Below are 17,467 nucleotides of genomic sequence, written 5' to 3' on the forward strand. Positions count from 1 at the left end.
ACCACGATCAGGCGCGGCGCACGCCGGTGATACGCATCCAGTCGCCGTCCTGGGCGGCCTGCAGGTCGTCGAACCACGCCGCATAGCGCTGCAGCAGTTCGTCTTCCTGGCCATGCAAGATGCCCGACAGGGCAATGCGACCACCGGCGGCGACACGGGCGGCCAGCAGTTCGGCCAGTGCATCCAACGCGGAGGCCAGGATGTTGGCGACCACGATCGGGTAGGTGGCAACCGGTTCGTCCTGCGGCAGGTACACCTGCATGCGGGCCTGTTCGCCGTTGCGTTCGGCATTGTCGGCGGTGGCGATCAGCGCCTGCGGGTCGTTGTCCACGCCGATGGCCTGGGCGGCACCGAGCTTCAGCGCGGCCAAGGCGAGGATGCCCGAGCCACAGCCGAAATCGAGTACGCGCTGGCCCTGCAGCTGGCCATCAACGGCCAACTGGTCCAGCCAGCGCAGGCACAGCGCGGTGGTCGGGTGGGTGCCCGAGCCGAAGGCCAGGCCCGGGTCGAGGCGCACGATGGCGGCGTCGGCAGCCTGCGCGGCCTCCGGCAGCTCATGATTCCACGGCACGATCCAGGTGCGGCTGCCGAAGTCCATCGGCTGGAACTGGTCCAGCCACGCGCGCTCCCAGTCCTGGTCTTCCACGGCGCGGAAGCTGCCGTTGCTCCAGTCCAGCTCCGGGTCGAAGGCTTCCAGCGCGGCCAGCAGCAGCAGGGCGTTGCTGTCGGCCGGGAACAGCGCGCTGAGCACCAGGGTGTCCCACAGCGGGGTCTCGCCCACGCCGGGCTCCAGGATGGCCTGCTCGTTGCTGGTGTCGGCTTCGGCATCAAGCAGGGTCACCGCCAGCGCGCCAACGTCCTCCAGCGCATTCTCGTAGCGGGGCTGGGTGGCTTCGGTGCAACGCAGGGTCAGTTCCAGGAACGGCATGGCGGTGAGGGCAATCGCGGGAAAGGGGGCCATGCTAGACCATCAGGGCGTCTCCGTATCGCCTGAGATGAACGAAGCCGATTCAGACAGGCCTCACGGGCCTTGCTAAACTCGGCGCTTTCCTGTGCGCCGTACCACCGCCCGTTGCCGATGGCCTTCGCCCCGACCCTGAAAACCTGGTTGCTCGTCCTGCCGGCCGTGGCCGTGCTGGGCGTGGCCGGTTATCGGGCCAATGGCCACAGCCGGGACATGGACGCGCGCGTCGATGTGCCGATGGCTGTCCAGGCCGGCGATGCGCAGGGGGCGCTGGCACCGGTCATGCCGGAAGCGCTGGCACGCCGACTCGCTGCGTTCGAACGTGGTACCGCGCTGCCTTCGGGCCTGCCGCTGGATATCCGCGCCGACATCGAAGGTGCCACCGATCTGTACGCCTACGCGCAGCGCCTGCGTGTGCAGGCCGACCAGGGCAACCACGAGGCGCGCTGGATGCTCAGCCGGGTCTACGACTATTGCGCGCAGTACGCGGTTGATCCCGGTGGCTATCGCCTGGACAACAACGTGCTGGCCGGCCTCGGCCTGAGTGCTGCACCGGAGATGGTGGAGGCGCGCGAGCGGGTGGCGCAGCGCTGCGGCGGCTTCGTGCCCGGTGACAAGCTGGGGCCGGCACTGGTGCTCGGCGAACGTCGTCGTGCGGCCCAGCAGGGCAACCTCGCTGCTGAAGCGGCGCTGTTTGCAGAAGGTGAGCCGCTGCACGACAACGAGCAGTACCGTCGTGATCTGGTCGAGCGCGTACGTACCTCGCGCGATCCGGAAGCCTATATGGCGATCGCGCCGGGCATGGGGCTGCGCGCGGCGGGCGACAAGGCCCTCACCGGCATGGTCGCCGGCGAACAGCTCAGTGAACTGGCATGGCGGGTTGCGGCCTGCGAACTCGGTCTTCCCTGTGGAGCCGACAGCGTGCTGGTCAACAGTTTTTGTGCGAATGGAGGGATCTGTTCGCCGGATGGAACGCAGGACTTCCGTGATTTTGTGTATGACGCCGCGGTTTCGCGGCAAGGTGCGGGGAAAATGAAGGAATGGATCAAGCGATTGATTGGCACGAGGGACGGGCGATGAACTACCGTCGACTCCTGCATGGGGCCAAGTTCTGGTTCTGGGTGGTGTTGTTCGTGGCGTACTCGGCCGGTGCGGTAGGCCTGCTGATGATCGACACCTACGAGGACCGCTACCGGCGTCTGTCGAAGGTGGAACTGACCTCGGTGAAGGCACAGGAAGACGTACGCCGTGCCGGTGCCAGCCAGGTTGCCGCCGTTTACCGCGCGCAGAGTGGCGTGCCGTTCTCGTCGTTGCCGGCCGGCAGCACCTTCCAGGTGGTCTGGCCGGATGGCTCCAGCGAGACCATGGTGATTGTCGATCCGACCTCACCGAACGGCGTGCGTCCGTTGGCGAACTCGCAGATTCCGGCCGAAGTCGCCGACAAGCACTGAGGCGGATCCTGCAGGGCCGGGCCATGCCTGGCTTGCCGGGAAGCAGCCGAGCATGGCTCGGCTCTACAGAAAACAGAAAACAGAAAAGGGCGGGGAAATCCCCGCCCTTTTCATGTGCAGCAACAACCGCAGCCGATCAGGTCAACGCGATCGGCTTGCTCTTGCGCTCGGCAAGGCGCTTTTCCAGATAGTGGATGTTCTGGCCACCGGCCTGGAAGCCCTTGTCACGCATGATGCGTTGCTGCAGGGCGATGTTGGTCTTGATGCCATCGACCACCATCTCGCTCAGCGCCACCCGCATGCGGGCAATGGCGGTCTCGCGGTCCGGACCGTGCACGATCAGCTTGCCGATCATCGAGTCGTAGTTCGACGGCACGCGGTAGCCACTGTAGATGTGGGTATCGACGCGCACGCCGGGACCGCCCGGTGCGTGGAAGCCGGTGATGGTGCCCGGGCTCGGCACGAAGGTTTCCGCGTCTTCAGCGTTGATGCGGCACTCGATCGCATGACCGGTCAGCACCACATCGCTCTGCTTGATCGACAGCTTCTGGCCGGCAGCGATCTTCAGTTGTTCGGCGACCAGGTCGATGCCGGTGACCATTTCGGTGACCGGATGCTCCACCTGGATGCGGGTGTTCATTTCGATGAAGTAGAAACGGCCGTCTTCGTACAGGAACTCGAAGGTGCCGGCGCCGCGGTAACCGATACGGATGCAGGCTTCCACGCACACCTTGCCGATCTGCTCGCGCTGCTCGGTGGTGATGCCCGGTGCCGGCGCTTCCTCGACCACCTTCTGGTGACGACGCTGCATCGAACAGTCGCGCTCGCCGAGGTGGATGGCATTGCCCTGGCCGTCGGCCAGTACCTGGATCTCCACGTGGCGCGGATTCTCCAGGAACTTCTCCATGTAGACCTCGCCATTGCCGAACGCGGCCTTGGCCTCGCTCTTGGTGGTCTCGATGGAGGTCTTCAGCGAGGCTTCGGCGTGCACCACGCGCATGCCGCGGCCACCGCCGCCACCAGCTGCCTTGATGATGACCGGGTAGCCGATCTCACGGGCGATCTTGGTGTTGGCGACGATGTCTTCGCCCAGCGGGCCGCCCGAGCCGGGCACGCACGGCACGCCGGCGGACTTCATGGCGCGGATCGCTTCGACCTTGTCGCCCATCAGGCGGATGGTGTCTGCCTTCGGGCCGATGAAGATGAAGCCGGACTCTTCCACGCGCTCGGCGAAGTTGGCGTTCTCGGACAGGAAGCCATACCCCGGGTGGATGGCCTGGGCGTCGGTGACCTCGGCCGCAGCGATCAGCGCCGGGATGTTGAGGTAGCTTTCCGCCGACGATGCCGGACCGATGCAGACCGATTCATCGGCCATGGCCACGTGCTTGAGGTTGCGGTCGACCGTGGAGTGCACGGCCACCGTGCGGATGCCCAGGGTGTTGCACGCGCGCAGGATGCGCAGCGCGATTTCCCCTCGGTTGGCGATGACGACTTTGTCGAGCATGGCAGCCGCCCCTTAGCCGATCACGAACAGCGGCTGGTCGAATTCCACCGGCTGGCCGTTCTCGCCGAGGATGGCGACGATGGTGCCCGACGCATCGGCTTCGATCGGGTTGAACATCTTCATCGCTTCGATGATGGCCAGGGTCTCGCCGGCCTTGACCTGCTGGCCGATGCTGACGAACGCCGGCTTGTCCGGTGAGGACGAGGCGTAGAAGGTGCCGACCATCGGCGAGCGCAGCACGTGGCCTTCCGGCAGCGCGTTGCCCGGCTTGGCAGTGCCACCGGTGGAGGCTTCGGTCGGCGACTGCATCGGCATCGCCGGGGTGGCCGGCTGGGCCGCGACCGGGGCGGCCATCATCATCTGCGGCGGGGCCTGCATCATGCCGTAGCCGGACACCGGAGCGCGCGACAGGCGCACCGACTCTTCGCCTTCCTTGATTTCGATTTCAGCCAGGTTCGACTCTTCCAGCAGGTCGATCAGCTTCTTGATTTTGCGGAGATCCATGGTGGCCTCTTTGCTCTTTGATGTCAGTGTGGTGGGAAGCGCGTTGCGCTCGGGTCAAAGCAGTTCGTAGAAGTCGCGCAGCTGCCGCGTACGGTCGCGCGCGAGGGTGATCAGGCAGCGCATCTGTGCGCCATTGCGCGCGGTGCCGTCGGAATTGAGGGCGTACACCGCCTGGCAGTCGTGGTCGCGCAGCTGCATCCACGCGCGCTGGGCCAGCACCAGCTCCTGTTCGGCGTTGCCGCAGTAGCTGCAGCTGCCGCCGTTGGCCGGCGTGCGCAGCTGCCTGCGGGCCTGTGCGTAGACGGTGTTCAGTTCGACGTCGGCGGCCGCTGCCACGTCCGAGGCGCACAGGTCGCTCTCCATCGTGGTGGTCGGATGCGCGCAGTCGATGCCTTCGGCCTCACGGTCGGACGCGGCGGCAACGCCGCACAGGCCGGCCCACAGCACAACGCTGGCGAGGACGCGCGACAGGCTCATGACGCGGCGGCATCCTGCACGCGTGCCAATGCCGCGTCCATCGCATAGCGGTAGCTGTCGGCTCCGAAGCCACACACCACGCCAACCGCCTTGTCGCTGAAATAGCTGTGCTGGCGGAAGGGCTCGCGGGTATGCGGGTTGGACAGGTGGATCTCGATGAACGGCACCGCCACCGCCGCCAGCGCATCGCGCAGGGCAACCGAGGTATGCGTGAAGGCGGCCGGGTTGATCAGGATGAAGGTGGTTCCGTCGTTGCGTGCGGCCTGCACACGATCCACCAGCACGTGCTCGGCGTTGGACTGCAGGCTCTCCAGCGCATGACCTGCGGCAGCGGCCTGGGCCACCAGCGCCTGGTCGATGTCCGCCAGCGTGGTGTGGCCGTAGACCTCCGGCTCGCGGGTGCCGAGCAGGTTGAGGTTGGGGCCATGCAGGACCAGCAGCTTCGCCATGGGATCCGATTGACGGGAAAGGGCGGCAGTCTGGCGGAAGCTGAGGATGCTGTCCAGTTCGGCGAAATTAGTGGCGTTTAAAACAATTGTTTGAAAATGCCTTCGTCCGCGTGGTTGCGTGGTGGACGGGCGCGGGAAGGCTTTCTATAGATAGTGGAAATTGCGCGTGCCGACCATCCCCCATGCTGGGACGATGCTGCCGGGCCGCATTACGTTCGACACTGCGGAGGTTGCCATGGCATTCCTACACTGCGCTTACCCGCCATGTCGGCGTTCATGGATGCCCGCCTTGCCTATCTCCCTGCGATTGCCCGCACTTCTGCTGGCAATGCTGCCTTTGAATGCGCTGGCTGCCGAACAATGGATCGTTGCCACCGACCTGTGGGGCAACAGGAACTACCAGACCCTGCATCTGGACGTGCAGGGCGGGCGAATCGCCGGTCGGCTGGATGCCGACCCGGTCACCGGCACCCTGAGCGCCGGACAGATGGTGTTCACCGCCACCGACAACCAGGGCCAGCGCTACCAGTTCGATGGGCGCATTGACGGCGCGCGGATGCAGGGACAGAGCGATCAGCCGGACACCAACAACCGCGACGCGCGCGCCGTCCACGCCTTCAGTGCCTGGAAAGTACCGGCGCGGGCCTCGACCGCCGCGCAGCGCCATGTGTTCACGCCGACCGACTATTCCAATACGTTCAGTGCCGATCGCGCGCCGGTGCTGGTGATCTGGCCAGGCGACTCGGTACAGACCCGCACGCTGGACTCCGGCGGCGTCGACGAGAAGGGCGTCACCCGCGCGCTGTTCGGCAATCCGCAGGTCGGGCCGTTCTTCGTGGTTGGTGCCGAACCGGGCGATACGCTGGCGATCACGCTGACCTCGCTGAAGCTCAACCGCGACCATGCCGACAGCCTGGATGGCCTGGTGGGGCGCTTGAAGACATCGCGGGTGGCCGCCGAAGCCAGCGGGCTGGGCAAGCCCGTGCGCTGGCAACTGGACCGTAGCAGGGGCGTCGCCCGTCCGCAGGGAGCAAGTGGCGGCCTGCGGCATTTCGAAGTGCCGGTGAAGCCGATGCTCGGCGGCCTGGCGCTGGCGCCCGGCTTCGGCTATCCACCCTTCTCCACCGGCGATACCGCCGATTTCGGCGGCAACATGGATTTCAACGCCGTGGTCGAAGGCAATACGGTCTACCTGCCCGTGCAGCAGCCTGGCGCACTGATGTACCTGGGTGATGGCCACGCGCTCCAGGGCGATGGCGAAACCACGCAGTGGGCGCTGGAGACGTCGCTCGATGTGGAGGTGAAGGTCGAGCTGCTGAAGCAGCACGCGATCGCAACGCCGCGGGTGGAATCGGCAACGCAGATCATGACCCTGGGCCAGGGCGGCTCCAGCGACGATGCGCTGCGCATCGCCACCTCGGGCATGCTGCAGTGGCTGCGCCAGGCCTATGGATTGACGTTGTCCGAGGCGACCCAGGTGCTGGGCGTGGCGGTGCAGTACCAGGTGGCCAACCTGGCCGGGCGCAGTGTTGGCGTGGCGGCGAAGCTGGACAAGGCGGTGTTGCAGGGGCTGCAGTTGCAGACGAAAGCGGCACCGGGCGGCGGCGCCGTGAAGCGCGCTGCCAAGTGACCGTTGCCCTGTTGGCAGCTTGGGAAGGCGTATGAACCAGGAGTCCGTGATGGGTGCCGACGCAATCCAGAACCGCCGGGCTGCCTTCAGGGCACTTCATGCATCCGGTTGCTTCCTGCTGCCCAATCCATGGGACGTGGGCAGTGCCGTGGCACTGGCTCGGCTGGGTGCGCAGGCACTGGCCACCACCAGCTCCGGCCATGCCTGGGCCCACGGGCAGCCTGACGGGGCGATGGGCCGCAATGAGATCCTCGTCCATCTGCGGACGATGGTGGCGGCGACCGATCTGCCGGTGAACGCCGACTTCGAAGATGGTTTCGGCAGCGGCCCGGAGGCGGTGCACGAGAGCGTGTCAATGGCGATCGACACCGGTATAGCCGGCCTGTCGATCGAGGATTCCACCGGCGATACGGAACATCCGCTGCGCAGCATCGAAGACAGCGTGGCCCGCCTCAGTGCAGCGCGCCGTGCCATCGACGAAAGCGGGCACGACGTGATGCTGGTGGGGCGCGCGGAAAACTTCTTTGTCGGGCGCCCCGATCTGGACGATACATTGGCCCGCATCCGCGCCTATGCGCAGGCGGGTGCGGATTGCCTGTATGCGCCTGGCATCCGCAGCGCAGAGCAGATCCGCGCCGTGGTGGATGCCGCCGGTGGCAAGCCGGTCAACCTGCTGATCGGTTCGCCCGGGCAGATGACGCTGCAGCAGGCGGCTGGCCTTGGCGTGCGCCGGGTCAGTGTCGGCGGTGCGCTGGCCCGCAGTGCGTGGGCAGGCTTCCTCAGGGCATCGGAGCAGATGCTCGGCAGCGGATCATTCGACGCACTGCCGGGCACCCCGTCAGCTGCCGAGCTCAACGGGCTGTTCAAGCCGTAAGCGCGTGCGGGCTAGTGGGGCGGTGCCGGCGAGGGGGGCATTCTGCCGAGCGCTTCGCGTACCGCGCGCTGCAGTCCCTGCACATGGAACGGCTTGGCCAGGAACGGCGCACGCTGGTGCCTGACCGGCACCAGCTGGTCGTATACCGCCGAAGCGAAAAGGTAGGGGATGCCGAGCTCGAGCAGCCGATCGGCAACGGGAAATACCACGCCGTCGCGAAGTTCCACGTCCAGCACGGCGCCATCGAAGTGGCCGCTGTCGAGCATGCCCAATGCCTCGAAAACACTGTTGGCGTGGGCGATCTCATTGCCTTCGTCGGTCAGGGCCTGTTCCATCAGATCAGCCAGATCGAGCTGGTCTTCCACAAGGAGCAGGCGCGGTAGCGGCGTGGGTCGTTCATTGCTGCTTTGCATGGTGTGTTGTCGTGCGAATGCTGCGGTGGTGCGTAAAGTTTCTGCTTTCCGGCATCAAGGCCATGGCTGCCTGGTGTGCTTTCGGCGCGAAGGCGCAACTGTGATCTGCGTGATCTGCTGTTGGCCGTGGCCGCCCTCCCTGGCGGCATCGGCTATGCGTCTGCCAGGGAATCAGGCGGCCTGTGCGGCCCGCTCGTTGCCACCACTCTTGGCCAGCAGGGTCAGTTTCTCGTCGGTGGCCTTTTCCTCTTCCAGCGTTTCCAGCAGCAGCGGCAGCGCCTCTTTGTAGCCCAGCTGCTTGGCCAGGGCGGCGATGGTGCCGTAGGAAGCGATCTCGTAGTGCTCGACCTTCTGTGCACCACCGATCAAGGCGGCGTCGCGCACCGGACCTTCGTCGATGGTATCGATCACTTCCTTTCCTTCCTCTACCAGGCCTTCCATTGCCGCGCACTTGATGCGCTTGAGGCGGATGCCCAGCAGCTCGACAACCCGGTCGATGCGTTCGATCTGGACCTGGGTTTCTTCCAGGTGGGTCTCGAAGGCGGTGGCCAGTTCGGAATTTTCGGCTGCGCGAGCCAGCCGCGGCAGAGCCTTGGTCAGCTGTTTCTCCGCGCTGTAGATATCGGACAGTTCGTGGATGAACAGGTCTTCTGCGGTCTTGATGGCCATGCGTCGACACCTTTGCTGGGGGAGAGCGGTGACCTTACGTGGGCGTCCGTTGCAGTCCGGAGCAGGTACGGTGAACGCAGCATGGAGGGCATGGGTTGCCATGCATGCAGGGGCCTCACATGAGCCGCGCGACAGCGTCCCATCGGTGATGCTGATGCACGCGCAGCCAATAGTTACTATTGGTAACTAATGAATCCGAGAGCTGCCGTCATGCATACCCAGATCGTCGTGGCCCACCCCGAACCGGCCTCGCTTACCCATGCCGTAGCGGCGCGTATCGGCGAGGCCATCGTCAACGCCGATGCCGGCAACACGGTCACCACCGTGGACCTGATGGCGGAAGGTTTCGATCCACGCTTCAACGCGCAGGACCACGCCTTCTTCCGCAGGACCACGATGCTGCCGGCCGATGTGGCCGCCGAGCACGCACGGCTGGATGCGGCCGACACGCTCGTGCTGGTCTATCCGCTCTACTGGTGGTCGTTCCCGGCGCTGCTGAAGGGCTGGATCGATCGCGTCTTCAGCCAGGGCTGGGCCTATGACGAGGGTGCCGATGGCAAGGTGGAAAAGAAGCTGCAGCGGCTGCAGGTGCATCTGGTGGGGCTGGGCGGCGCTGGCCAGCAGATGATCGATCGGCGTGGCTATGGCGAGGCGATGAAGACCCAGATCGACCAGGGCATCTTCGATTACTGCGGAGCGCCGGTGCTGTCATCCACGCTGCTGCTGGATGCCGACAGCGGCATGGCCGAAACGCATCTGCAGACGGCGATGGACATCGGACGTAAGATCGGAACCCCTGCGTCCTGACGATCACCCTTGTCTTCCAGCCCTGCCGTGCCCGAGCCCCGCCGCCGCTTGACCCGCGAACAGCGTGCCCGCCAGCTGTTGGACGTGGCATGGGCGCTGGTCGGCGAAGAAGGGACCGATGCGCTGACGCTGGGACGCTTGGCGGAGGCTGCTGGGGTCGCCAAGCCGCTGGCCTACGACCACTTCGAAACCCGCAATGGTTTGCTGGCCGCGCTGTATGCCGACTACGACCAGAGGCAGACCGTGGTCTTCGATGAGCGTATCGGCAGCGCGAAGGCACGCCTGAAGGATCGTGCGCATGCGATCGCGTCGGGCTACATCGATTGCGTGCTGTCGCAGGGCAGCGAGATCCAGGACATTCTCGCCGCGCTGGCGGGATCACCGGAACTGCGGGCGGTACGCCGTTGCTATCAGCAGGATTTCATCGACAAGTGCGCGCAGTGGTTGGGACCGTTCGCAGCGGGAGATGCCGTACCGGCCAGCGGCCTCTGGGCCATCCTTGGTGCGGCCGAAACCCTGTCTGAAGCGGTTGCGGCCGATGCGGTGGAACATGCGGCCGCCGAGGCCGAGCTGGAGCGCGTGATCGTCGCCATCGTCAAGCGCAGCACCTGAATCATGTGCGCGGAGCGACCTGGAGTTGCTCGACGCTGACCGGGGGCAGTGGCACGTCAGGCTGCAGGTCCGGCAACAGCTGCCGCAGCAGCTCCGGCATCGCCTGCATCGCGGCACCATCGATGTAGCGCCACTGCGTACCGCCCACCGGCCGGATGGCGACCATGAAGGCGAGGCTTCTCACCGTCTGCGCGTCGACGGTGAACACCGTGGTCCGTGGCACGAAGCAGACTTCTTCGTCGCCGGCAGCATAGGTGCGGGTCGGTTCACCGACATCATCGCTGATGACCTTCACGCCCATGTCGTCGAGTGTCTTCATCGCATCGCGTGCGGCCTTCGCATAGGCCGCATCGCCGCCGGCAAACCGCTTCACGCTGGGATGAGTGCGCGCGATCATGGCATCGGTATCGCCGCGGGCGAACGTGGACAGCAGCGATCGCACATCCTTCTGCAGCGCGTCGCTCTCGGCAGGAGTGAGTTCACCGGCATGGGTGAGTGCCGCGGAGAACGTGCAGAACAGCGCAAGCATCCAGCACAAGATGCGTCGATCCATCGATGGGTACTCTTTCGGGCGCTGGACTATAGAGTGCATTGCCTGTGATGTCTGCTCGGTCTGCCCGTCACACGGGATGGGCCTCGGCCGCCGCGGCGATGGCAAATCCCGCATCAAGCTGTGCGCGGACCTGGTCATCGCGCGACGCCCGCGAATCTGCACCCAGCACCACGTTGATCAGACGCACTGGCAGAGCCTGCCGAGCACACCTGCGACGGGCGGTGGCCGCCAGGCAGAAGCCTGCAGCCTGGGTGTAGCCGGTCTTCAAACCATCCACGCCGTCTTCGCCGAGCAGGGCGTTCTGGTTCGCCTTCTGCAGGGTGCGGTGCACGAAGCTGCGCTGTGCGGTGATTGCCAGCAGGTCGGGGTAGCGGGCAAGCAGGTGGGCGGCCAGCATCGCCATGTCGCGCGCGGTCGACAGATGGCCCGGGGTGGTGATGCCGGACGCGGAGATGAAGTGCGTATCGTGCAGGCCCAACGCCCGCGCGTGGTCGTTCATGTGCTGCGCGAACGCCGCCTGCGATCCGGCCAGGTGACGGGCCAGGGCGAGCGCGGCGTCGTTGCCGGAAACCACCATCAGGCCCTCCAGCAGTCTGCCGAGAGCGATGCTTTCGCCGGGCACCAGGCCCATCCGCGTTTCATCGTCGGCCACGTCGTGTACGTCGCGCGGATCGATGGCGATGGTGTCCGACCACGAACCGCCCGACTGCGCGAGCAGGTCGTACGCGGTGTAGGCCGTCATCAGCTTGGTCAGCGAGGCCGGCGGTCGTCGCAGCTCCGCGTGCTGCTGCTGGAGGATATCGAGGGAGAGGGCATCGATCGTGATCGATGAAACAGGGGAACGGGAAGAAGTCATGGACTGCATATGGCGACAGCGTAACGGCGCACGCCCGCGCTGGATGACTGTTTCTGAAATATTGAAATGATATAACGTCGCAAATGGGGTTGGATCACTTCGCTTTCTGCTGGGGCTGCTGATGAAAAAAACGAACCTGGGAGGCTGGCTGCGGCCGGCCATCCTGACAGCGCTGGTTGCCATCACCGGTTGCCACCACGACGTGCGCGTCGAAAAGCCGGAACCGGCGCAGGGACGGCCGCACAACGTCATCGTGATGATCAACGATGGCGCCGGCTGGGGCACCTGGGACGCCGCCGCCTACTGGCAATACGGCAGCCGCGAGGGCACCCCCTATGCCGACTTCCCGCAACGGCTGGCGGTGACAACGTTCCCGCTCAACGCCAGCAGCCAGCCTACGTACGATGCAGCGCAGACCCTCGGCTACGACGCGCAGAAGGCATGGGACGCCACGCCCGTGCCTGCGGCGGATCTGCCCTTCGCTGGCTATCAGTACCTGGCTGCGGTGGCCACCGACAGTGCGGCGGCCGGCACAGCGCTGTCCTCGGGAGTGAAGACCTACAACAACGCCATCAACGTCGACAACGACGGTGTACCGGTGGAGTTCAACACGCTGCGTGCCAGACGCCTGGGCATGGCCACCGGCGTGGTGACCTCGGTGCCGTTCGCGCACGCCACGCCGGCTGCCTTCGCTGCGCAGGCCGAATCACGCAACAGCTATCACCAGATCGCCCACCAGATGTTGGCCCAGGGCCACATGGATCTGGTGATGGGTGCCGGCGGCCCCGGCTACAGCGTCAATGGACACGCCTGCGTCGACGGGCCGCAGAGCCTGGTGACCGAGGGCTGCGGGAACCCCTGGGAGTGGGTGTCGCAGCAGGATTGGCAGCAGCTTGAGGCGGGCACGGCCATTGCCGGAAATCCATCGGGCCCGTGGCGGTTGATCCGCAGCAAGGCCGAGTTCGTCGCCCTGGCGCAGGGCCTGATGCCCTCCGACCAGCCGCTGATCGGCGTGCCGCGCGTGGCCAATACCCTGCAGCAGGCACGCCAACTGCAGGTACTGGGCGAAGACGCGAGCACACCATCGGGAGTGAAGAAGATCGACAGCGTGCCGGACCTGGCGACGATGACCCGTGGCGCGCTGCAGTTCCTGCAGCAGCGCTCCAGCAAGGGCCTGTTCCTGATGGTCGAAGGCGGTGCCACCGACTGGGCAGCGCACACCAGCGCCTGCGGCAGTGAATGGCACTACGGCGCCTGCACCGGGCAGCCGCAGTTTGGCCGTCTGATCGAAGAGACCGTCGAGTTCAACGATGCCGTGTCGGCGGTCATCGCGTGGATCGAGGAGCACGGTGGCTGGGAGCGCAACCTGCTGATTGTCACCACCGACCACGACAACAGCATGCCAATGGGCCCGGATGCGCAGCAGGTAGCCTTCGAGCCGGTGCGCAACCATGGCCGTGGGCGCATGCCGGGCATGAGCTTCCGCCCCACCGGCAACCATTCAAACGGGCTGGTGCCACTGTGGGCCAAAGGCAACGGTGCCGAGCTGCTGGGCAAACGCGTTCGCGGCATCGACGAAGGCTACCGCACGCATGTGCGCTTGAACGATGGCAGCTACATCGACAACACCGATGTGGCCGCCGCCATACAGGAAGCGCTGCATCGGCGCTGACCGGCTCCTCGCAGATGCCGGCTCTGCGCCTGCACGTGCCGCACATGCGGGCATCGTCATCCTGCAGCAATGGATTCCGACATCCGCATTGATGGCCGCGTGTTCGCCTACGTCTTTCCCTGTGCTTGGGAGGACTACGCGAAGATTGGATTCTCGCGTGATCCGCTGGGACGGATCAGCGCGCTGCATCGACGCTGGTTCGAGTTCTTCGATCTGGAAGCTGGCGCGCTGGTCGAGGCGGAATCAGAACGGGATGCGCGTGACCTGGAACTGCAGTTGCGCCGGCCCTTCAAGCTGCATCGTGCGCCGGCACCGATGACGGTGCAGGACAAGGCCGGTGGGCGCACCGAATGGGTGCGCGGGGCCAACGCCGCATTGGCCGAGGCTGTGCGCGCGCTGGCGCAGCAGGGCTATCACACGTATCCGCTGCGGCCGTGGCTGCGGGCGGCGATGGTCCAGCGTCTGGACCGGCTGCATGACTGGGCCGCAGCGCAGGTGCCGGAAGAGGAAAGCCTGCGCACGCCGGTCGGTGTGGCCGCACTGCGCGAAGCCATCGATGCATATCGCGCGCTCGTTATCGATCCGGAGCCGTGGTTGCCTGAGCACCTGCAGCGCGGGTGGTGACACTGGCCGAGGTGGCCGGCGTGGGGGCCGGCTGCAGCGGCCGGCGTGCATCTGGCGCTTCGGGAACGGGGCTGGCCAGACGCTGGGCCAAGGCAACGTTGGTCACGTGACCCTGCAGGAACAACAGACCGCTGAAGATGTTCATGATCGCGCCTCCACTTGAGTGGAATGCACGATACGGGCAGCATGGGGGCGCAAAAAGCGACATTTCCGCAAGGTCGACTTGAGAGGAATTCAAGGCTTATGTCCCGCCCACCGCTGCATGCCCTGCAGGGCTTCGTCGCTGCCGCACGCCTGGGCAACCTGTCCCGCGCCGCCGCGTCGATGAACCTGACGGTCAGTGCGCTCAGCCATCAGATGCGCCAGCTCGAGGAGCGCCTGGGCCAGCCGCTGCTGATCCGGCAGGCACGCGGTGTGGCCTTGACCCTGGAGGGACAGCGCCTGCTGGATCAGGTCGGACCTCACCTGGATGCGATCAACGACGCCTTTCAGCCCTACGCTGCGCGACCCGAGCATGTGCTGACCCTCAGCGCCGTGCCGTCGATGGCCAGCGCATGGCTGGTGCCACGCTTGGGCAATTTCGTGGCGGCGCATCCACAGATCGAAATCAATCTGCAATCGAGCGAGCGACTGATCGACTTCGATCGGCAACTGCAGTTCGATGCGGCGCTGCGGTTGGGCACCGGACAATGGCCGGGGCTGGTGGTGGAGCCGTTGTTCGACGAATGGCTGCTGCCGATGGCCAGCCCGGCACTGATCGAGCGCATGGGCGGCATCGACCACCTGCCGTTGGCGCAATGGCCGCTGCTGGGAGACCCCGACGGTGCGTGGGGCGCATGGTTCGCGCTGATCGGGCAGCGCCCACCGGCGCGGTACGTGGCGGTGCTGGATGATTCCGAAGCCCACCATCGCGCTGCACTGGATGGCGTCGGTGTAGCACTGGGGCGGGTCACGCGGGCGCGGCTGCTGCTGGATTCCGGCCAGTTGGTGGCGTTGTCGGACCGACGCCTGAAAACCGCATGGCCCCATTGGCTGGTATACCCACAGCGCTCCGTACGGCACCGTGGTTTCCTGGCCTTCCGCGAATGGCTGCACGCGCAGGCCGCCGAGCATGTGCGGCACATGCAGGCCGCAGACGCGGGATAGCGCCCGTCGCGCAGGCGCGATGCTGTGGCGTGTGCGTCAGCGCACCAGCGTGACTGCCTGCCCGGCACGTGCGAAGGCCTCGCCCAGCAGCGGCCCGGCCTTGATCGCTTCCACTTCCGCGAACAGTGCCTGCAACGCCGCCGCGGGCCGTGCAATGGGCGCCGCGACCGCCTGCTGGATGACGGTGAAGCGATCGGCCAGCACGCGATGGCCGGCATGCGCCTGTGCCCAGGCCTGCAGGGGCTGGCGTACGCCGGCCGCTGCATCCAGCCGCTGCTGGTCGAAAAGTGCGATGGCGGCGGCCGAAGTATCGGCGCGTTCAATCGTGGCCTGACGCAGTGCACGGCTAAGGAAGAGATCGTAGGCGGCGCCGCGGCCCACCGCGATGCGCAGCCCGTTGCAATCGAGATCTGCCACCTGTCGCGCTGGACTGTCATTGCGCACCAAGTAGGTTCCTTCGATCTCCACATACGGCGCACTGAAGGCAATGCGGTCGGCGCGTGCCGGGTCCACCGCCAGGAAGGCCAGATCCCAGGCATCATCGCTCGCCGCTGCCACCACCGATGCGGCCGCGTCGTGGCAACTGAAGCGGGCCTGCACGCCGAGCCGCTGTGCCAGCGCGGTGGCCAGTTCCACCGATGGCCCGCGTGGTGCATCGGCGTCGCCCTGGGCCAGCACCGGGTTGCCGAGGTTGATGGCAATGCGCAGGAAGCCCTGCGGGGCCAACGCATGACGGTGATCGGCCAGGGACATGCGCGGTTCCAGCTCGGTGTCGGGCTGCCCAGCATGCCAGCTGTGGCCGTATCGTGTGGTGTGCGGAGCTGCGATCCTGTGTTTCATCCGCCTGCGCGCCCAGCCTGATCACCATGAATCCCATCCTGCACGTTGAAGTTCCCGTCGCCGACCTGGACCGTGCCATCACGTTCTACCAGCAATGGCTGCAGGTGGACATCGCCACGCCGGTCAACGTGCATGACTGCCGCATGGCGTACCTGCCATTCAACGATGCAGACACGGGCGCCAGCATGGCATTGGTGCACGGCGCGCATTACCTGCCGTCGGAGCAGGGACCGCGCATCTACCTGGGCGTGGACGATCTGGATGAGAGTCTGCAGCGTGCCCTTCAGGCGGGCGCGCTGCTGTGCTTTGGCCCGGACGTGGCCGGTGACTGGCGGGTGGCTGAGATCCGCGACAGCGAGGGCAACCGGATCGCCCTGCAGGCGCCCGCCACCCCATAGTCCTGAGGTCAGCAGCCGAACATCGCGTGGCTCTACACGGACGCGGCGCGCGATCGCTGCAGCCAGTCGGCAATGACCGGATCCAATCGCGGATCGTCCGGAAGGCGCATGCCGAAGCCCTGCTGCAGCACCTCGCGCACGTCCTGCACATCGCGCAGCGGGCGCTTGGCCGGTACCTGGCCGGGGCGGTACTCGGTGTAGTTGCCGCTGCCGATGGTGCGTCGCCAATCCGGCCCGGTCAGTGATGCACGCAGTTGGCCGGGGAAGCTCGACTGCGGATGCGTACACACGTACCAGTTGCCCACTTCGTTATCGATCGGCGCCGGTGGCTGCAGATCGAAGCGGTACAGCGCCCGCCAGTCATCCCCTGCCTCGGCGGCGAGCATGAAGTCGCCATCGTCCAGCCGCCGCACACGGTAGCGCTCATGCGGTGTGTCCTGCACTGCGGTCTCATGCAGGCGCAGTGGCACGGTCGGGGTCAGGCTGCCGAAGCCGGTATCGACCAGCCAGTCCTCGTCGTGCAGACGCACCCGCAGCAGCAGGTGCGTACGCGCGGTCAGCTCGCCCTCGGCCGCTGACAGCAGCACCCGAGCGCTCAGCGGCTGCGCATCGAAGCCCAAGGCCTGCAGCAGGGCCAGGAACGCGCCATTGAGTTCGAAGCAGTACCCCCCGCGCTGCGCGTGCAGCAGCTTGTGCTGGACGCTGTCCAGGTCGATGGCGACCGCGTCGCGCAGCAGGCTGGTCAGGGTTTCGAACGGCAGCAGGGCGTTGTGGCGCTGCTGCAGCAGGGTCAGCCCGGCCAGAGTGAGCGGTGGCGGGGCATCCAGCTGCAGGCGCTGCAGGTAGCGGGGGACGTCGATGGACATGGCAGGCACCACGGGCGGGGGGCACCACTGTGCTACCGCAACCGGGGTTGAGGTCAAGTGTGCCTCGCCGGTGTCATCCCCCGGTCGCCTGCGGCCGGTACAACAGCGACGACCGCCGATCATTCGCGGCAGGATTCAGTCCGGCGCTAAAGTTCTGC

At 66.2% G+C, this 17,467-nt stretch carries 21 protein-coding genes; 10 read left to right on the top strand and 11 right to left on the bottom strand.

Annotated elements, in window-relative coordinates:
* Window positions 1–7: 7 nt before the first annotated feature.
* On the bottom strand, window positions 8–928 hold the full coding sequence (gene prmA / locus ACQ5SA_RS14910; RefSeq protein ID WP_499314916.1) for a 50S ribosomal protein L11 methyltransferase: 921 nt from the start codon (window positions 926–928) through the stop codon (window positions 8–10).
* 150 nt (window positions 929–1,078) lie between these two features.
* Here prmA and ACQ5SA_RS14915 point away from each other — a divergent pair, with 150 nt between their 5' ends.
* Together ACQ5SA_RS14915 and ACQ5SA_RS14920 are read left to right on the top strand one after the other, a co-directional pair.
* The gene (locus ACQ5SA_RS14915) at window positions 1,079–2,044 is read left to right on the top strand and encodes a hypothetical protein (RefSeq protein WP_499314705.1); all 966 of its coding nucleotides are present in this window, start codon (window positions 1,079–1,081) and stop codon (window positions 2,042–2,044) included.
* On the top strand, window positions 2,041–2,415 hold the full coding sequence (locus ACQ5SA_RS14920) for a hypothetical protein (RefSeq protein WP_499314706.1): 375 nt from the start codon (window positions 2,041–2,043) through the stop codon (window positions 2,413–2,415). The genes ACQ5SA_RS14915 and ACQ5SA_RS14920 overlap by 4 nt, the downstream gene beginning before the upstream one ends.
* Window positions 2,416–2,551: 136 nt before the next feature.
* Here the strand turns inward: ACQ5SA_RS14920 and accC are convergent, their stop codons facing one another.
* From accC to aroQ, 4 genes are read right to left on the bottom strand one after another with little or no spacing between them, the layout of a single operon-like run.
* Window positions 2,552–3,919: an acetyl-CoA carboxylase biotin carboxylase subunit gene (gene accC, locus ACQ5SA_RS14925; RefSeq protein WP_089237274.1), complete on the bottom strand. Its 1,368-nt coding sequence runs from the start codon at window positions 3,917–3,919 to the stop codon at window positions 2,552–2,554.
* Between the two features lie 12 nt (window positions 3,920–3,931).
* The gene (gene accB / locus ACQ5SA_RS14930) at window positions 3,932–4,423 is read right to left on the bottom strand and encodes an acetyl-CoA carboxylase biotin carboxyl carrier protein (protein ID WP_100553780.1); all 492 of its coding nucleotides are present in this window, start codon (window positions 4,421–4,423) and stop codon (window positions 3,932–3,934) included.
* A gap of 54 nt (window positions 4,424–4,477) precedes the next feature.
* Complete coding sequence (locus ACQ5SA_RS14935; protein WP_499314708.1) at window positions 4,478–4,900, bottom strand: lysozyme inhibitor LprI family protein; 423 nt, start codon at window positions 4,898–4,900, stop codon at window positions 4,478–4,480.
* The gene (gene aroQ, locus ACQ5SA_RS14940; protein WP_499314709.1) at window positions 4,897–5,349 is read right to left on the bottom strand and encodes a type II 3-dehydroquinate dehydratase; all 453 of its coding nucleotides are present in this window, start codon (window positions 5,347–5,349) and stop codon (window positions 4,897–4,899) included. Before aroQ ends, ACQ5SA_RS14935 begins: the two co-directional genes overlap by 4 nt.
* A 289-nt stretch (window positions 5,350–5,638) precedes the next feature.
* Here aroQ and ACQ5SA_RS14945 point away from each other — a divergent pair, with 289 nt between their 5' ends.
* On the top strand, window positions 5,639–6,979 hold the full coding sequence (locus tag ACQ5SA_RS14945; RefSeq protein ID WP_499314711.1) for an acetamidase/formamidase family protein: 1,341 nt from the start codon (window positions 5,639–5,641) through the stop codon (window positions 6,977–6,979).
* A gap of 46 nt (window positions 6,980–7,025) precedes the next feature.
* Window positions 7,026–7,853: an isocitrate lyase/PEP mutase family protein gene (locus ACQ5SA_RS14950; protein WP_499314917.1), complete on the top strand. Its 828-nt coding sequence runs from the start codon at window positions 7,026–7,028 to the stop codon at window positions 7,851–7,853.
* A gap of 11 nt (window positions 7,854–7,864) precedes the next feature.
* On the opposite strand, the gene ACQ5SA_RS14955 is transcribed toward ACQ5SA_RS14950, so the two are convergent.
* Window positions 7,865–8,266 (bottom strand): response regulator, encoded by a 402-nt coding sequence (locus ACQ5SA_RS14955; protein ID WP_230109898.1) that lies wholly within the window; start codon window positions 8,264–8,266, stop codon window positions 7,865–7,867.
* 171 nt (window positions 8,267–8,437) lie between these two features.
* A complete protein-coding gene (locus ACQ5SA_RS14960; protein WP_499314713.1) occupies window positions 8,438–8,935 on the bottom strand; it encodes a YciE/YciF ferroxidase family protein in 498 nt (165 codons plus the stop codon).
* Window positions 8,936–9,145: 210 nt separating this feature from the next.
* On the opposite strand from ACQ5SA_RS14960, the gene ACQ5SA_RS14965 reads away from it, so the two are divergent.
* Window positions 9,146–9,742 (top strand): NAD(P)H-dependent oxidoreductase, encoded by a 597-nt coding sequence (locus tag ACQ5SA_RS14965; protein ID WP_499314715.1) that lies wholly within the window; start codon window positions 9,146–9,148, stop codon window positions 9,740–9,742.
* A gap of 48 nt (window positions 9,743–9,790) precedes the next feature.
* Window positions 9,791–10,354 (top strand): TetR/AcrR family transcriptional regulator, encoded by a 564-nt coding sequence (locus ACQ5SA_RS14970; RefSeq protein WP_499314918.1) that lies wholly within the window; start codon window positions 9,791–9,793, stop codon window positions 10,352–10,354.
* A 1-nt stretch (window position 10,355) separates the two neighbouring features.
* Here ACQ5SA_RS14970 and ACQ5SA_RS14975 read toward each other — a convergent pair whose 3' ends face one another.
* Window positions 10,356–10,907 (bottom strand): hypothetical protein, encoded by a 552-nt coding sequence (locus ACQ5SA_RS14975; RefSeq protein WP_499314717.1) that lies wholly within the window; start codon window positions 10,905–10,907, stop codon window positions 10,356–10,358.
* A gap of 67 nt (window positions 10,908–10,974) precedes the next feature.
* Complete coding sequence (locus ACQ5SA_RS14980; protein ID WP_499314718.1) at window positions 10,975–11,763, bottom strand: D-alanyl-D-alanine carboxypeptidase family protein; 789 nt, start codon at window positions 11,761–11,763, stop codon at window positions 10,975–10,977.
* Window positions 11,764–11,884: 121 nt separating this feature from the next.
* On the opposite strand from ACQ5SA_RS14980, the gene ACQ5SA_RS14985 reads away from it, so the two are divergent.
* From ACQ5SA_RS14985 to ACQ5SA_RS14995, 3 genes are all read left to right on the top strand, one after another.
* Window positions 11,885–13,435 carry an alkaline phosphatase gene (locus ACQ5SA_RS14985; RefSeq protein ID WP_499314720.1) on the top strand — a complete coding sequence of 517 codons (1,551 nt, stop codon included), beginning with the start codon at window positions 11,885–11,887 and terminating at the stop codon, window positions 13,433–13,435.
* A gap of 69 nt (window positions 13,436–13,504) precedes the next feature.
* Window positions 13,505–14,059 (top strand): GIY-YIG nuclease family protein, encoded by a 555-nt coding sequence (locus ACQ5SA_RS14990; RefSeq protein ID WP_499314722.1) that lies wholly within the window; start codon window positions 13,505–13,507, stop codon window positions 14,057–14,059.
* Between the two features lie 243 nt (window positions 14,060–14,302).
* Window positions 14,303–15,205, top strand: a complete 903-nt coding sequence (locus ACQ5SA_RS14995; protein ID WP_499314724.1) for a LysR substrate-binding domain-containing protein — start codon at window positions 14,303–14,305, stop codon at window positions 15,203–15,205.
* A gap of 36 nt (window positions 15,206–15,241) precedes the next feature.
* Here the strand turns inward: ACQ5SA_RS14995 and ACQ5SA_RS15000 are convergent, their stop codons facing one another.
* Entirely contained in the window at window positions 15,242–15,958 is a 717-nt protein-coding gene (locus tag ACQ5SA_RS15000; RefSeq protein WP_499314726.1) for a transporter substrate-binding domain-containing protein, read from the bottom strand.
* Window positions 15,959–16,071: 113 nt separating this feature from the next.
* On the opposite strand from ACQ5SA_RS15000, the gene ACQ5SA_RS15005 reads away from it, so the two are divergent.
* Window positions 16,072–16,443, top strand: coding sequence for a VOC family protein (locus ACQ5SA_RS15005; protein ID WP_499314728.1), 372 nt, complete (start codon window positions 16,072–16,074; stop codon window positions 16,441–16,443).
* Between the two features lie 32 nt (window positions 16,444–16,475).
* Here ACQ5SA_RS15005 and ACQ5SA_RS15010 read toward each other — a convergent pair whose 3' ends face one another.
* A complete protein-coding gene (locus tag ACQ5SA_RS15010; protein WP_499314730.1) occupies window positions 16,476–17,309 on the bottom strand; it encodes an arylamine N-acetyltransferase family protein in 834 nt (277 codons plus the stop codon).
* Window positions 17,310–17,467: the final 158 nt, after the last annotated feature.

It is taken from the genome of Stenotrophomonas indicatrix (assembly GCF_050573115.1).
GTDB classification, from domain to species: domain Bacteria; phylum Pseudomonadota; class Gammaproteobacteria; order Xanthomonadales; family Xanthomonadaceae; genus Stenotrophomonas; species Stenotrophomonas lactitubi_A.

Coding starts and splice junctions, on each gene's coding strand:
- ACQ5SA_RS14995 (WP_499314724.1), top strand. CDS start 14,303: ATGTCCCGCCCACCGCTGCATGCCCTGCAGGGCTTCGTCGCTGCCGCA.
- ACQ5SA_RS14975 (WP_499314717.1), bottom strand. CDS start 10,907: ATGGATCGACGCATCTTGTGCTGGATGCTTGCGCTGTTCTGCACGTTC.
- ACQ5SA_RS15000 (WP_499314726.1), bottom strand. CDS start 15,958: ATGTCCCTGGCCGATCACCGTCATGCGTTGGCCCCGCAGGGCTTCCTG.
- ACQ5SA_RS14955 (WP_230109898.1), bottom strand. CDS start 8,266: ATGCAAAGCAGCAATGAACGACCCACGCCGCTACCGCGCCTGCTCCTT.
- accB (WP_100553780.1), bottom strand. CDS start 4,423: ATGGATCTCCGCAAAATCAAGAAGCTGATCGACCTGCTGGAAGAGTCG.
- aroQ (WP_499314709.1), bottom strand. CDS start 5,349: ATGGCGAAGCTGCTGGTCCTGCATGGCCCCAACCTCAACCTGCTCGGC.
- ACQ5SA_RS14920 (WP_499314706.1), top strand. CDS start 2,041: ATGAACTACCGTCGACTCCTGCATGGGGCCAAGTTCTGGTTCTGGGTG.
- ACQ5SA_RS14965 (WP_499314715.1), top strand. CDS start 9,146: ATGCATACCCAGATCGTCGTGGCCCACCCCGAACCGGCCTCGCTTACC.
- ACQ5SA_RS15010 (WP_499314730.1), bottom strand. CDS start 17,309: ATGTCCATCGACGTCCCCCGCTACCTGCAGCGCCTGCAGCTGGATGCC.
- ACQ5SA_RS14980 (WP_499314718.1), bottom strand. CDS start 11,763: ATGACTTCTTCCCGTTCCCCTGTTTCATCGATCACGATCGATGCCCTC.
- prmA (WP_499314916.1), bottom strand. CDS start 928: ATGCCGTTCCTGGAACTGACCCTGCGTTGCACCGAAGCCACCCAGCCC.
- ACQ5SA_RS14985 (WP_499314720.1), top strand. CDS start 11,885: ATGAAAAAAACGAACCTGGGAGGCTGGCTGCGGCCGGCCATCCTGACA.
- accC (WP_089237274.1), bottom strand. CDS start 3,919: ATGCTCGACAAAGTCGTCATCGCCAACCGAGGGGAAATCGCGCTGCGC.
- ACQ5SA_RS14935 (WP_499314708.1), bottom strand. CDS start 4,900: ATGAGCCTGTCGCGCGTCCTCGCCAGCGTTGTGCTGTGGGCCGGCCTG.
- ACQ5SA_RS15005 (WP_499314728.1), top strand. CDS start 16,072: ATGAATCCCATCCTGCACGTTGAAGTTCCCGTCGCCGACCTGGACCGT.
- ACQ5SA_RS14915 (WP_499314705.1), top strand. CDS start 1,079: ATGGCCTTCGCCCCGACCCTGAAAACCTGGTTGCTCGTCCTGCCGGCC.
- ACQ5SA_RS14990 (WP_499314722.1), top strand. CDS start 13,505: ATGGATTCCGACATCCGCATTGATGGCCGCGTGTTCGCCTACGTCTTT.
- ACQ5SA_RS14960 (WP_499314713.1), bottom strand. CDS start 8,935: ATGGCCATCAAGACCGCAGAAGACCTGTTCATCCACGAACTGTCCGAT.